The 12,985-nt window shown below is 64.8% G+C and carries 13 protein-coding genes and 1 pseudogene; 7 read left to right on the top strand and 7 right to left on the bottom strand.

Annotated elements, in window-relative coordinates; genetic code table 11:
- The first annotated feature begins 92 nt into the window (after positions 1-92).
- From fabG to ACVT6V_RS29350, 3 genes are read left to right on the top strand one after another with little or no spacing between them, the layout of a single operon-like run.
- Positions 93-839 (top strand): 3-oxoacyl-ACP reductase FabG, encoded by a 747-nt coding sequence (gene fabG, locus ACVT6V_RS29340; protein ID WP_489897563.1) that lies wholly within the window; start codon positions 93-95, stop codon positions 837-839.
- A 23-nt stretch (positions 840-862) separates the two neighbouring features.
- Positions 863-2,095 carry an acetyl-CoA C-acetyltransferase gene (locus tag ACVT6V_RS29345; RefSeq protein ID WP_489897564.1) on the top strand — a complete coding sequence of 411 codons (1,233 nt, stop codon included), beginning with the start codon at positions 863-865 and terminating at the stop codon, positions 2,093-2,095.
- A complete protein-coding gene (locus ACVT6V_RS29350) occupies positions 2,092-2,454 on the top strand; it encodes a WhiB family transcriptional regulator (RefSeq protein ID WP_489897565.1) in 363 nt (120 codons plus the stop codon). Before ACVT6V_RS29345 ends, ACVT6V_RS29350 begins: the two co-directional genes overlap by 4 nt.
- Positions 2,455-2,518: 64 nt before the next feature.
- Here ACVT6V_RS29350 and ACVT6V_RS29355 read toward each other — a convergent pair whose 3' ends face one another.
- The 3 genes from ACVT6V_RS29355 to dctP are packed head-to-tail and all read right to left on the bottom strand — an operon-like array spanning position 2,519 to position 5,555.
- The gene (locus ACVT6V_RS29355) at positions 2,519-3,802 is read right to left on the bottom strand and encodes a TRAP transporter large permease (RefSeq protein ID WP_489897566.1); all 1,284 of its coding nucleotides are present in this window, start codon (positions 3,800-3,802) and stop codon (positions 2,519-2,521) included.
- Positions 3,799-4,509 (bottom strand): TRAP transporter small permease, encoded by a 711-nt coding sequence (locus tag ACVT6V_RS29360; protein WP_489897567.1) that lies wholly within the window; start codon positions 4,507-4,509, stop codon positions 3,799-3,801. Before ACVT6V_RS29360 ends, ACVT6V_RS29355 begins: the two co-directional genes overlap by 4 nt.
- On the bottom strand, positions 4,506-5,555 hold the full coding sequence (gene dctP, locus ACVT6V_RS29365) for a TRAP transporter substrate-binding protein DctP (protein ID WP_489897568.1): 1,050 nt from the start codon (positions 5,553-5,555) through the stop codon (positions 4,506-4,508). The genes ACVT6V_RS29360 and dctP overlap by 4 nt, the downstream gene beginning before the upstream one ends.
- Before the next feature lie 456 nt (positions 5,556-6,011).
- Here dctP and ACVT6V_RS29370 point away from each other — a divergent pair, with 456 nt between their 5' ends.
- Positions 6,012-6,731: a GntR family transcriptional regulator gene (locus tag ACVT6V_RS29370; protein ID WP_489897569.1), complete on the top strand. Its 720-nt coding sequence runs from the start codon at positions 6,012-6,014 to the stop codon at positions 6,729-6,731.
- Between the two features lie 291 nt (positions 6,732-7,022).
- On the opposite strand, the pseudogene ACVT6V_RS29375 reads toward ACVT6V_RS29370, so the two are convergent.
- Positions 7,023-8,077: pseudogene (locus tag ACVT6V_RS29375) on the bottom strand (alpha/beta fold hydrolase).
- Between the two features lie 102 nt (positions 8,078-8,179).
- Between ACVT6V_RS29375 and ACVT6V_RS29380 the strand changes: the two are divergent.
- The 3 genes from ACVT6V_RS29380 to ACVT6V_RS29390 all read left to right on the top strand — a co-directional run bounded on the left by ACVT6V_RS29380 (position 8,180) and on the right by ACVT6V_RS29390 (position 9,814).
- On the top strand, positions 8,180-9,046 hold the full coding sequence (locus ACVT6V_RS29380) for an alpha/beta fold hydrolase (protein WP_489897570.1): 867 nt from the start codon (positions 8,180-8,182) through the stop codon (positions 9,044-9,046).
- Between the two features lie 136 nt (positions 9,047-9,182).
- Positions 9,183-9,422: a FitA-like ribbon-helix-helix domain-containing protein gene (locus ACVT6V_RS29385; protein ID WP_489897571.1), complete on the top strand. Its 240-nt coding sequence runs from the start codon at positions 9,183-9,185 to the stop codon at positions 9,420-9,422.
- Positions 9,419-9,814: a type II toxin-antitoxin system VapC family toxin gene (locus ACVT6V_RS29390; RefSeq protein ID WP_489897572.1), complete on the top strand. Its 396-nt coding sequence runs from the start codon at positions 9,419-9,421 to the stop codon at positions 9,812-9,814. The genes ACVT6V_RS29385 and ACVT6V_RS29390 overlap by 4 nt, the downstream gene beginning before the upstream one ends.
- Positions 9,815-9,829: 15 nt before the next feature.
- Here the strand turns inward: ACVT6V_RS29390 and ACVT6V_RS29395 are convergent, their stop codons facing one another.
- From ACVT6V_RS29395 to ACVT6V_RS29405, 3 genes are read right to left on the bottom strand one after another with little or no spacing between them, the layout of a single operon-like run.
- On the bottom strand, positions 9,830-10,984 hold the full coding sequence (locus ACVT6V_RS29395) for a CaiB/BaiF CoA transferase family protein (protein WP_489897573.1): 1,155 nt from the start codon (positions 10,982-10,984) through the stop codon (positions 9,830-9,832).
- Complete coding sequence (locus ACVT6V_RS29400) at positions 10,981-11,772, bottom strand: enoyl-CoA hydratase/isomerase family protein (protein WP_489897574.1); 792 nt, start codon at positions 11,770-11,772, stop codon at positions 10,981-10,983. The genes ACVT6V_RS29395 and ACVT6V_RS29400 overlap by 4 nt, the downstream gene beginning before the upstream one ends.
- A 25-nt stretch (positions 11,773-11,797) precedes the next feature.
- Complete coding sequence (locus ACVT6V_RS29405; protein WP_489897575.1) at positions 11,798-12,934, bottom strand: CaiB/BaiF CoA transferase family protein; 1,137 nt, start codon at positions 12,932-12,934, stop codon at positions 11,798-11,800.
- Between the last annotated feature and the right edge of the window lie 51 nt (positions 12,935-12,985).

A 12,985-nucleotide genomic window follows, 5' to 3' on the forward strand; every position in this document is an offset into this window, starting at 1 on the left:
GACCACTCCACCCCAACCGCTGGTCGAGTAGCCGCGAACAAAGTGAGCGGCGTATCGAGACCACTCCACCCGCCCCCGAAAGGACACACCCCATGACCGAACCGCTCCTCAACGACAAGACCGCCGTGATCACCGGCGCCGCGCAGGGAATCGGCTTCGCGATCGCGCAGCTCTTCCTCGACGAAGGTGCACGCGTCGTGATCGGCGACATCGACGGCGCTGCAGCCGAAGCTGCCGCCAAGGAACTCGGTGGTCCCGCTGTCGGCGTCGGGGTCGGCTGTGACGTCACGAGTTCAGACGACGTCGACAATCTGCTCGCCGCGGCTGCAGGTGCCTTCGGCCCCGTCGACGTGATGGTCAACAACGCCGGCATCACCCGCGACGCCACCATGCGCACCATGACCGAGGACCAGTTCGATCAGGTCATCACCGTGCATCTCAAGGGCACCTGGAACGGCACCCGCAAGGCGGCGGCCATCATGCGCGAACGCAAGAGTGGATCGATCGTGAACCTCTCGTCGCTCTCGGGCAAGGTCGGCATGGTGGGCCAGACCAACTACTCGGCAGCCAAGGCCGGGATCGTCGGACTGACCAAGGCCGCTGCCAAAGAGGTTGCCCACCATGGCGTCCGCGTGAACGCCATCCAGCCCGGCCTGATCCGCACCGCGATGACCGAGGCCATGCCGCAGAAGGCGTGGGACCAGAAGATGTCGGAGATCCCGATGCACCGGGCGGGCGAGGTAGCCGAGATCGCCTCTGTCGCGCTCTTCCTCGCATCCGATCTGTCGTCGTACATGACCGGGACCGTGCTCGAGGTCACCGGCGGACGGTTCATGTGAGACCCGAGAACCAGAGGACAGTCATGATCAGCACACGCACACCCCTTCCCCGCGCGGCCATCGTCGCGCCCACCCGCACGCCCGTCGGCACCTTCGGCGGCTCGCTTCGCGACGTCAGCGTGGAGGATCTCGGCGCCACCGTCGTCAAGGCGGTCGTCGAACGTTCCGGCGTCGACCCCGAACGCATCGACGACGTGGTCTTCGCCCAGTCGTACGCGAATTCCGAAACTCCCTGCGTCGGACGCTGGGTCGCACTGCATTCGGGCCTCCCGATCAGCGTCCCCGGCATGCAGCTCGACCGTCGTTGCGGCGGCGGACTCCAGGCGCTGGCGACCGCTGCGATGATGGTGCAATCCGGCGCCGCCGATGCGGTGTTCGCCGGTGGGGTCGAGTCGATGAGCCGCATCGAATACTACTCGACCACCAACCGGTGGGGAGCCCGCGCCGGCAACGTCAGTCTCTACGACCGCCTCGACCGCGGACGCGAACGCTCCCAACCGGTCTGGCGATTCGGGGAGATCTCCGGAATGATCGAGACCGCCGAGAACCTCGCCGCCGAATACGGCATCACGAGGGAAGCCGCCGATGCCTACGCCGCGCGCAGCCATCAGCGCGCGGCCGCTGCCTGGGACGCAGGCCGATTCTCCGACGAGGTCGTCGAGGTCTCGGTCCCTCAGCGCAAGGGAGACCCCGTCGTGGTCTCCCGGGACGAGGGTGTGCGACCCGACTCCACCGCCGAGTCGCTGGCCCGTCTACGCACACTCACACCTGACGGCACGGTGACCGCCGGCAACGCCAGTCAGCAGAACGACGCCGCCGCAGGCTGCCTCGTCGTCGCCGAGGATGCGCTCGACGAACTCGGTCTCGAACCCATCGGCTATGTCACCGACTGGGCGGCGGCCGGCTGCGACCCGGCACGCATGGGTATCGGACCGGTGCCAGCCGTCGAGAAGCTGGCGGCGCGTGCCGGACTGGATTCTCCGGCCGCTCTCCTGGATACCGTCGATCTGGTGGAACTCAACGAGGCATTCGCCGTGCAGGTCCTCGCGGTGCTCGAAGGCTGGAAATGGCATGACCACGATCGTCTTAACGTCAATGGTTCCGGCATCTCACTGGGGCATCCGATCGGTGCCACCGGATTGCGCATGACGGCCACGCTGATGCACGAGCTGAGCAGGCGCGGAGGGGGCACGGGCTTGGTAACGATGTGCATCGGTGGCGGGCAGGGACTGGCCGCCGTTGTCGAGAGCGCGTGACGCGTTCGACCGACCCCGAGTTCACCCGCGCCGAGCCATCGCTCGACGCGGGTGTTCCCGTCTCCGGCCTCGCACACAGCCTGGAAGATTGGCGTGGACATGCTCGCTGCCGAGGTGCGGATCCATCGCTGTTCTTTCCTTCGACCGACCTGACCGCGACCGAACGCATCGCAACCGAGCGTGCCGCCAAACACCTTTGCAACCAGTGTCCAGTGCTACGCCAGTGTCGTGAGTTCGCTCTGGTAAGCCCGGAAGCGTACGGAATCTGGGGCGCGACGACGCCCAGCGAACGGAAACGTGAGCGGCGACGCTCAGGTGGATACCGTCGGTTGCCGAACTCAGAGAGCCGCAGACTCTGACGCAGCTGGGCGCACAATGAAAGGGCACCGGCCGGCGCCCCTTCACCGCCCGGCATTCCGATCTCTACATCGAATTCGGTAACCACAAAACGATTTCCGGCCACAGCACGAATACCACGGCGACAACCAGCATCGCGGCCGCATACGGCGCTGCGCCGCGGAAGACCTCGACCGTGTCACGTCCCGCAGACCGCGCGACGACGAACACATTGAGCCCCAGTGGCGGGGAGATCAATCCGATCTCACCCATGAGGACCACGAAGACGCCGAACCAGACGGCGTCGTATCCCAGGGTTTCCACCAGGGGAAGAACGATCGGGACCGTCAACGCGATGATCGCGACCTGATCCATGACGAAACCGAGAAGCAGGTAAAGCAAGGTGATCAGGGCCATGATGACGAGAGCGGGCACGGCCAGCCCACCGACCCAGGTAACGAGCGACTCGGCGGCCTTGGTCTCGGTGAAGGCATAGCCGAACACATGCGCGGCGATCACGATGGCGAAGATCATCGCGCTCGACTTCACCGTCTCGACGACAGCGTCGACGAATCCCACCCATGACATCCTGCGCCGGACGATCACCAGGAGCAGCGCCACCAGGCAGCCGATCGCCGCGGATTCGGTGGGTGTGGCGACACCGAAGTAGATTGCACCAACCACCGCGCCGAAGATGACCAGCACCGGCAGCGCCTGAATGGTCGCCCGCAGTTTCGCCGCCCACGACGATCGCTCCCCGCGCGGCGCACTGGCCCGATCGCGCAGGATCGGGATGAACATGGTGAGCAGCAGAGCAACCGCGATGATCACGCCAGGCACGAGCCCGGCGATGATGAGGTCGCCGACACTCGCTTCCGCCGTCACCGCGTAGAACACCAGGATGATGCTCGGTGGGATCATCCCGGCAAGAGTTCCCACCGACGCGACGATCCCCGTGGCGGTGGTCGGCCGGTATCCTTCTTCGATCATCCGTCCGCTGGTCGTTTTGGCCAGTGTGGCTGCGGCGGCAGTCGACGACCCAGAGACCGCCGAGAATCCGACGCCGGCCATGGTGGAAGCGATTCCGGTTCCGCCCGGCGTCCGGCCGAAGATGGCACGGCCGGCGTCGAACATCGAGTCGACCATGCCGGACAGCAACATGAAGTGCGCCATCAGGATGAACAATGGGATCGCCGACAGCGACAGACTCTGAACCGAGGTCACCGGTATCACCTCGAGGACACCCTCGGTGGGCTTCACCCCGATGAGAATGAGCAGCCCGATCAGACCGGACGCCATGATCGCGAACGACACCGGCACCCGGATCATGATCAGGGCGACGAGGACGATGAGGAGCAGCAACGCGATCATCGGACCGCCTCCGGTTCTTGTGCTTGTACGGATGATGTTTGGGTCGCGGTTGCCGATGTTGACGACCCGAACTCCGCGACTTCGTCTACCACCTGATCGGACCTGTCACCCGGGTCGTAGTCGGTCGCCGTCGTCGACCACGGGGCGAGTAATTCTCGTCCCAAGTCGATCGCCACGATCACCACTCCTGCCGTCATGGACACCGGCACGATAGACCGCCACATCCAGCTCGGGATCACGAGCTCGGATGACCCGGGGACCGGAGATTCGCCGGTGGTGAAGGAGAAGATGGTCGCCTGCAGCCCCGGATAGCCCAGTGCGACCATCCCCACGATCACCACCAGATATCCCGTGACCAAGAGAAGTTTGCGCGAAATGGGTCGCAGGCCGTTGAAGATGCTGCCGACTGCGACATGGGCGCCGCTCCGATAGGCGGTCACCGTGCCGAAGAACGCGACAGCCGGCAGCAGGTAGAGCTCGATGAACGACACCGACCACCCGAGCGGAGCGGACAGCACCGACCTCGAGAACACCTCGACGATTGTCAGGATCGTCATCGTGAGAATGGCTGCGCCTGCGATCACCCCGCACACCGCCGAGATGCCGTTCTGAATGCGGTCGAGTGTCGGGTGGTCCGACGTCCGATAACCGAACATCGTCCGCCGGGCTGCGCCCTGCCGGAATGGGTGAACTATGCTCTCGCTCATCGGTTCTCACCTTTCAAACGCTGCTCGAACTCGTTGAGAACCGCCCCGGCGGGCAAACCGACGGAGGTGAGGTCATGGACCCAGAGCTCGCGAACCGGTTCGAGTGCGGCATCCCATGCCTGCCGGTCGGTTCCGGCCAACGCGGTGATCTGCACACCGCTGCTACGCATCGTCTCCATCGCCTCCTGCGAGACCTTCGTCAAGGTGGCGCAGCCGCTCTTCTGAGCGACCGTCGACGCGTCCGTCAGGACACCTCGCTGCGCGGTATTGAGCCCCTCCCAGGCTTTCTGGCTGGTCGAGTACAGGACCGTCGTTGCGCTCAGGTTGGCGCCCGACGTGGAGTAGCGGAGCACATCCTCCAGGCCGTAAGGAGTCACACTCATGGTCGTGAGGACGGCGCCCGATACGGTGTTGCGTGCGACCGCCTCGTAGAGGTCTGGACCGGAGATCTGGACCGGAGCCGCGCCGAGGCCCTTCACCACGCGGTCGCCGACTCCACCGAACGATCGGATCAGCAGACCATGGAGATCCTCGGGACGGGTGACTCGTCGGTCGCTCGTGAACACCTCATAGCCAGGAATGGCAACGCCCCAGAGCGGTAGAACGCCCTGGCGCTCGACCTCCTCCGCATAAAGGATCCCGCCAGGACGAACCATCGGCATCAGTGCGTCGGTAGCAGCGCAGGTGTCCTCGACGAGTCCGGGCAGCTCGCCGACGCTCGACATCGGCAACTCGTTGGCGAGATACGCCGGGATGACCGGCGCGAGATCTACGGCGCCGGAACGCAGCAGATGCAAAGCGTCCTTGGCGGTGCCAAGCTGCCCTGCCGCGAAGTAGTCGATGTCGAGACCCACCGACGGCCCATGCTCCCGCAGATACCGCAAGAAGGGCTGTGCCCCACCCTTGCCGATCGGGTGAGTTGCCGAGAATCCGTCAGAGAACGTCAGCGTGACAGTGCCCGAGGGAGCCTCACGAGCGCATCCTGCCGTCGCGAGGATGAGTACAACGAGTCCAACTACTGCCGTTCTCCATCGTGCTGTGTGCACACCGACTCCCAATTCTCAATCCGGCCGTACGCCGGAATTGTCCCAATAGTGATCGCTGCAACGCATAATATATAAAGTTGCGCAGAACACAACCTCGCGCGCTGAGCAGGCGCGGAGGGGCACGGGCTAGGCAAAGATGCGCATCGGTGGCGCGCACGGACTGGCCACCACCGTCGAGACCGCGCGACGCGGTCGACCGACCCAGAGTTCACCCGCGCCGAGCCATCGCTCGACGCGGGTGTTCCCGTCTCCGGCCCCGCACACACCCTGGAAGATTGGCGTGGACATGCTCGCTGCCGAGGCGCGGATCCAGGAAAGAACTTCCGCTGTGAACCAATGCACAATATACTATCCATTGCGGTGCGATTACCCAGGTCGTCCTCGGCACACGCGGAGCCGTCCCGAGGGAGTCCGATGAGGCATAATGTACGGAACTTGATGCTGAAAGGACCGGTTGTGACGACGCAATCTTTCTCGGCTGGATCACTCCCGCGCGTTGGTGCTCCCAAGCAGCAGCTTTCCGAAGATGTGGCGGGCTATGTTCGCGAACTGATCATCTCCGGACGGGTGAAGCCGGGCGACTTCCTGCGCACCGAACCGATCGCCGAGGCGGTCGGTGTCAGCAACACGCCGGTACGTGAAGGACTGCTGCTGCTCAGCGGGGAAGGGTTCGTCGAGCTTGTACCCCGCCGCGGGTTCGTCGTTGCCGCGTTCAGCCGGCAGGACGTCCGCGACATCTTCTGGGCCCAGGCCGAACTGGCTGCCGAACTCTGCGGCCGCGCCGCGAAGCAGATCAGCACCACCCAGCTCGACTATCTCGACGACGTCATGCACAAGCATCAGGACGCGGTGCGGAGCAAGGCCGACTCGGACACGATCGTATCGCTCGGCCACGAATTCCACCGGACCATCAACCTGGCCGCCAACTCGCGCCGCCTGGCGCTGATGCTGCGCAGCATCGTCAAACAGCTCCCGAACCGCTTCTACAACGAGATCGAAGGCCACAGCGACGACACGATGCACGCGCACCCGGAGATCCTCGAGGCGATGCGCAAACGCCGCACCAAGGCCGCCGCGAACCTCATGCGCGATCACATCATGTCCGGCGCCGACGAACTCGTCGCGATGCTCGAGAAGCAGGGGGTTTGGGACGACGACGTGGAGTCGACCGCCTGAGGCCGCTCGGCGTCAACCGCGTCCGCGTCGCGCAGTCTCCGACGGCGTGGCAGCGAAGCAATCTCCTCGAGATCTGCGGTGCTCATCTCCTGATCTGCGTGTGCATCGGGGACACGAAGACAGCGTCCATTCTGGCCGGCGCACGCTCTGGGCCGGACGACCGAAACTGCCGCTCAAATTGACTCTGTACTGCACGAGAGATGTTGGGCGGCACGGATATCGGGTGTACGAACCGGTGGAGCGGGTCCGAGACGCCGACTGATTCGGCGAAACCACTGGGCCGACCTGATGTCACGCCTTCGTCGCGAGTAGATCACCCAGATGCTGGTCGATTTGCGGCATGTAGGTCGGGCGACGCCGAACAAGCCGAGGTGTCCGAGCACGTCCTCGACGACACGCAGTTCGCTGCCCTCGATGAGTGCTTGTTCGGGTGCACAGTCACGAACCGGAACAGCTGGTCCTCATCGATCGGCATGACGAACGTCTTGGCAGTGATTCTGCCAGTGCGGCGGCGAGGTCACCGCCGGTGTGCCGGGCAACGTCACCGCGCTGCCACGCCCACGACTGGGTGAGCAGGTCGTTGGGGTCCATCGCGGTGAAGTACGGGTCCAGGAAACCGGCGAGGAAGTCCTCGCGGGTTTCAAACTCCGTGGACCGCCAACCCTCCTGCTTCCAGAACTCTGTGGAGAATCCGACAACGGCCCAAATGTGTGCCTGGCGGGTGAGGCCGTCGACGACGTCGGCGTTGGAGCTGTATTCACCACTGTTGAAGCGCGGATCGGATTGGATAGCCTCTCGCATCGTCTCCGCGAGCAGGAAGTCGCCGGGCGTGTTCTGCGCGGTGCCGGCGATCGGCGCGGCGCGCAGCACCTTGTCCGGGAAACGGACGGCCCATTCATAGGTCTGCTGGGCGCCCATCGATCCGCCCATCACCAGGTCAAGCTGGTCGATATCGAAGTGCTCCCGCAGCAGTCGTTCCTGGGCTACGACGTTGTCGCCGATCCGGATGTGCGGGAACTTCGACATCGCGATCTCGGCGTTGGCGCCGTCGGCGTTGTGCGGGGATACCCACAGGCCACTGCCGATCTGATCGATGCAGACGAGGAAGTACTTCTCGGGGTTCAGCGCATGATCAGGGCCGATGTACACGTCGCGCCAGATCTGGTGTGTGCCGGAGTACCAGGTCGGGATGAGGGTCGCATTGTCCTTGGCGGCGTTGAGCTCACCGAAGGTGGCCACCGCGAGGATGCAATCGGGGATGGTTGCGCCCTCATCAGCGACAACTCCCCGATACTGATCAGGTCGTAGTCACCGTGGAACTCCTGGCTGTAGTAGGGATTGTCGATCGTTGCGGTGCTCCTCGCGTCGTTGCCCGGCACTCTCGCCCTGTCTTATCAGGATCTCCGACATATTCGACCGTCCCAGATCGGGACACCTATGATCAAGAGATGGTCGACTTTAGTGCACAAAATATTTCGCTTGAGATCAATGGACTGCAGATCTGCGGTGATAAGTGGGTCGGCGACCGCTCTCACGACCATGAATCGCCGATCGTTCTCCTGCACGGCGGTGGGCAGACTCGGCATTCGTGGGATCGCAGCGCGAATGCGCTCGCCGGACGCGGATATGAGGCCTACAGCCTCGACCTGCGGGGGCACGGCGACAGCGACTGGGCGCCGGACAAGGACTACGCGATCGGCGCCTTCGTCGGAGACCTGATCGGGTTCGTCCGGACACTGGACAAGGCACCGATCTTGGTGGGTGCCTCACTCGGCGGCATCACCAGTCTCTGCACCGTCGGCGAACATCCCGGCATCGCGACGGCACTGGTCCTGGTGGATGTGGTGGTCGACGTGGAGCCGGCCGGTATCGACCGCATCAAGAAGTTCATGACCGCTCACGTCGACGGCTTCGCCACGCTCGAGGAGGTCGCCGACGCGGTGGCCGCCTACAACCCGGAACGCAAACGCCCCCGCAATCTCGACGGCCTCCGCAAGAACGTCCGGCAGCACGACAACGGACGCTGGTACTGGCACTGGGATCCGGAGTTCATCCGCTCCGACGACGACGAGCCGCGCCGCCACACCGACCCCGCGAGGCTGACCGCGGCCGCACGTGAGGTCACCGTCCCGACGTTGATCGTTCGCGGCGGCAAGTCGGATGTCGTCAGTGACGCCGGCATCGCGAGCATGCTGAAGTTGGTTCCGCACGCCGAGGTTGCCGACGTCAGCGCCGCCGGTCACATGGTCGCGGGCGACGACAACCAGGTATTCGCCTCGGCGATCGAATCGTTCCTGGAGCGGCACCAGCTCTGATCAGGCCTTCCGCTTGACTGATGCCGCGCTCACCCAACAGCAGCTCGGTGAGGGCTTCGTCGAGGGGGACGTTTCGGTACGAACCCACGTGCCGCTACAGCAGGCCTGCATGCATTCTTCATGCTAGTATCATGAAGTGGGCACACTTCAGATCCGCAACCTGCCGGACGATCTTCACGCTCAGCTGAGCGAGCGCTCCGCCAAGCTGCATATGTCCATGTCCGAGTACGTCACCAAGCTCCTGCGCGACGACATGAGTCGTCCATTGTTCGACGACTGGGCCGCGACTATCCGCAGCGAAGGACCAGGACGCGGTATCGACGTCGTGGGCGCCCTGGACGCGGTACGCGACGAATATGATGCCGGCGATAGATGAGGCGAGTCGTCGACGCAAGCGCGTTGGTCGACGCCGTGCTGCCGTCCGTACGGCAGGCTGCCGCCCTTCGATCAATGTCGGGCTATGAGCTCTGGGCCCCGACAATTCTGGACATGGAAGCGTTGTCGGCGATCTGGCGACTCCAGCGGACATCGCAAATCAGTTCCGCGGAGGCCGAGCGCGCGGTCAAAGCGGTGTGGACAGCTCCGATCCGCCGTGCCGAGAGTGTTCAAATATCCAGCACCGCATGGGATCTAAGGATGTCATTGCGTATCTCTGATGCGTTCTATGTCGCCACCGCCAGATTCTTTGATGCTGACCTCATCACCTCTGATGCGCGACTATCCCGGTCACCCGACATTGGAGTTCCGATTGTGGTGCTGCCGCAATGAGTTACATATCGCAGCTCAGCCGAACTCGGCCCGCACCGCCTCGGTGTGCTCCCCCAATGCGGGCACCGAACCAGACCGCGCTTCCCAATCCCTCGCCAGGGCAGGGTGTTTCAGCGCCGGTACCGGGCCCGACGGGGTGCCGATGTCCCGCCAGCGGCCACGTTCGGCGAGTTGCGGGTGCCGCGCCAGGTCGGCGACGTTGTTGAGACGCGCATTGCCGATGCCTGCCTCGTCGGCGAGCTTCTGGATGTCGGCGAGATTCCGCTGCGCGCACCACCGCCCGACCACCGCATCCAGCGCGGCGCGTTCGCGGACGCGATCGTCGTTGTGGGCGTAGCGCGGATCGTCGGCGATCTCGGGACGGCCGATCATGGTTGCGAGCCTGGCCCATTCGCGGTCATTGGTGGTGCCCAGCACCGCAGTCTGACCGTCGGCAGTCTCGTACGCACCATAGGGTGCGATCATTGGCGACCCCATGCCGACCGGTTCGGGTTCGGTACCGCCATGGAGGTAGCCGTTGAGCGCGAAGCCCATCATCTCGGCGACTGTGTCGAGCATGGCGATCGGGATGACGGTGCCGCGACCGGTCTTCTCGCGGTCGTACAGCGCCGCGAGGATCGACGAGTATGCGTACAACGCGGTGCCGATATCGGCCGCAGGGATACCGGGCTTGGCCGGGTGCCCCGGTGTTCCGGTGATGGCGCACGAGCCGCCTTCGGACTGGATCAGCAGGTCGTAAGCTCGCTTGTGGTCCAGCGGGCCACCGGTGCCGTAGCCGGAGATGTCGACGATGATCAGGCGTGGGAATCGTCGCGCCAGTTCATCGGTACCGAGTCCGAGTCGGCCCAGTGCGCCGGGCGCCAGGTTGGACACGATGACGTCGGCGGTCTCCAGAATGCGGTTCAGCACCCGGAGATCAGCCTGCGCCTTGAGGTCGAGGGTGACCGATTCCTTGCCGTGGTTGAGCCACACGAAGTGCGCGGACATCCCGCCGACGACAGTGTCATAGTGCCGTGTGGAGTCACCGAATCCGGGGTTCTCCACCTTGATCACCCGGGCACCGAGGTCGGCGAGGTGGCGGGTGCACAGCGGCGCGGAGATCGCCTGTTCCAGGCCGACGACGGTGATGCCGTCCAGTGGTCTTCTGCGGATAGGGGTTCGTGTACTCATGGGAAGTTCGGCTCCCGCTTCTCTCGGTGGGAGGCCACACCTTCGATAACTTCGGGCCCCCCGAACCCGTAGAACTCGAGACCCCACGAGGCGTCGAAGAGCGGCATCGCCTGCCGGTACCAGTTGTTCAGAGAATGCTTGGTCAGTTGCAGCGCGCTGCGCGCACCGCGAGCGAGCTTCTCGGCGATCTCCATCGCCCGGTCCTGCACCTGATCGTCGTCGACACACACCGACACCATGCCGATGCGTTCGGCTTCCTCGCCAGTGAGGATCTCGTTGGTAAGCAGGTGATACTTGGCCTTGGCCATGCTCATCATCATCGGCCAGACGATGGCGGCGTGATCACCGGCAGCGACGCCGAGCCGCACGTGGCCGTCGACGATCTTGGCCTTGCGTCCGGCCACCGAGATGTCGGCGAGCACCGCGCAGACCAGGCCGGCGCCGGCGGCGGGGCCATTGATCGCGGAGATAATCGGTTTCGGACATTCGATGATGTTGCGCACCAGGTCCCGTGCCTCCCGCATCACGCGGGTGCGCGAGTTGAAGTCACCGACCATCTCTTCGACGAGATCGAACGAACCGCCCGCGGAGAACGCCTTCTCCCCGGCGCCCCGAATCACCACGACACGGGTGTCGTCGTCCTTGGAGATCGCCTGCCACACGTCGGTGAGGTCGGTGTGCATCTGCGGGCCAACCGCATTGAGATTCGGAGCGTCCAGCACGATCCGCAGCACGCCCTCGCAGGGACGGTCGATCTGCAGGGTGGTGAACTCGTCGTAGCTCTTCATCGAGTTTCCTTGCCGAGTCGGAGGATCAGTGGGGCACGGGGACGCCTGCATGTCCCCAGTCGGCGGCTACATCGTCGACGGACCGCAGACCTGACGGTGGACGCGCCGGTCCGCGAGCCGGGGTTCTACTCAGCCGGGGTGCCGGCGCCGAATGCAACACACCGTCCACAGTGTCATACATGTTGCGTGCCTGGTTGTGCGGCGACACGGCAGCCTCGTCGAAGGTCAGCACCGGGGTCACGCAGGAGTCGGTGCCCTCGTAGATGCCCGCCCACTCGTCGCGGGGGTGCTGTTTGATGGCGTCGGCGATCAGTTCACGCAGTCGGTTCCAGCCGCGGCGATCGTTCTGCTCGGGCCAGTCCGACGTGTCGACGCCGAGCCGGGAGATGAACTCGCGGTAGAAGTCCGGCTCGAGGGCGCCGACCGCGAGGTAGCCGCCGTCGGCGCACCGGTAGGTGTCATAGAACGGGGCGCCGGAATCCAGGAAGTTGGTGCCCGGATCGTCGGAGTAGAGACCCGCGGCCCGCAGACCCTGCAGCTTGGCGGTCAGCAGCGCGACGCCATCGATCATGGCGGCGTCGATCACCTGCCCCTGTCCGGAGGTCTTGGCTTCGACCAACGCACAGGCGATTCCGAAGGCGGCGGTCATGCCGCCACCGGCGTAGTCGCCGAGCAGATTGATCGGCGGGCGAGGCGCCTCACCGTGGCGCGCCATCGCATGCAGCGCACCGGTCTGCGCCACATAGTTGATGTCGTGCCCGGCGTCGTGCGCCAGCGGACCGGTCTGACCGTAGCCGGTCATCCGAACGTAGATGAGCCGAGAGTTGTGCTCACTCATCACCTCCGGGCCAAGCCCGAGTCGTTCCACCACGCCGGGTCGATAGCCTTCGATGAACACGTCGGCCGCGGTGGCCAGATCGATGACTCGTTCGACACCGGCCGGGTCCTTGAGATCGACGGCGATGGACTCGACATGGCGGTTCACCGGATCGGCGTCATCACGCAGGGCGTCGGTCTGGCTCAGCGCCCGGGCGCTGCGATGCGGTGGCCGGATGACACGAACCACGTGGGCACCCATGTCGGCCAACAGCATCGAGACGTAAGGCACCGGACCCATGCCGGCGAGGACGAGCACGCGCACTCCGTGCAGTGGTCCGGTCATGATATGTCTCCTGGAGGTGGGTGGGTGCCCGGCGCCCCCTGGAGGCAGCAG

Source organism: Gordonia sp. LMA167 (assembly GCF_058130025.1).

Bases quoted from the DNA above. Each gene is read 5' to 3' on its own strand.
- ACVT6V_RS29405 (WP_489897575.1), bottom strand. From the start codon at position 12,934: ATGACCGGACCACTGCACGGAGTGCGCGTGCTCGTCCTCGCCGGCATG.
- ACVT6V_RS29355 (WP_489897566.1), bottom strand. From the start codon at position 3,802: ATGATCGCGTTGCTGCTCCTCATCGTCCTCGTCGCCCTGATCATGATC.
- ACVT6V_RS29360 (WP_489897567.1), bottom strand. From the start codon at position 4,509: ATGAGCGAGAGCATAGTTCACCCATTCCGGCAGGGCGCAGCCCGGCGG.
- ACVT6V_RS29380 (WP_489897570.1), top strand. From the start codon at position 8,180: ATGGTCGACTTTAGTGCACAAAATATTTCGCTTGAGATCAATGGACTG.
- ACVT6V_RS29390 (WP_489897572.1), top strand. From the start codon at position 9,419: ATGAGGCGAGTCGTCGACGCAAGCGCGTTGGTCGACGCCGTGCTGCCG.
- ACVT6V_RS29345 (WP_489897564.1), top strand. From the start codon at position 863: ATGATCAGCACACGCACACCCCTTCCCCGCGCGGCCATCGTCGCGCCC.
- fabG (WP_489897563.1), top strand. From the start codon at position 93: ATGACCGAACCGCTCCTCAACGACAAGACCGCCGTGATCACCGGCGCC.
- ACVT6V_RS29395 (WP_489897573.1), bottom strand. From the start codon at position 10,984: ATGAGTACACGAACCCCTATCCGCAGAAGACCACTGGACGGCATCACC.
- ACVT6V_RS29400 (WP_489897574.1), bottom strand. From the start codon at position 11,772: ATGAAGAGCTACGACGAGTTCACCACCCTGCAGATCGACCGTCCCTGC.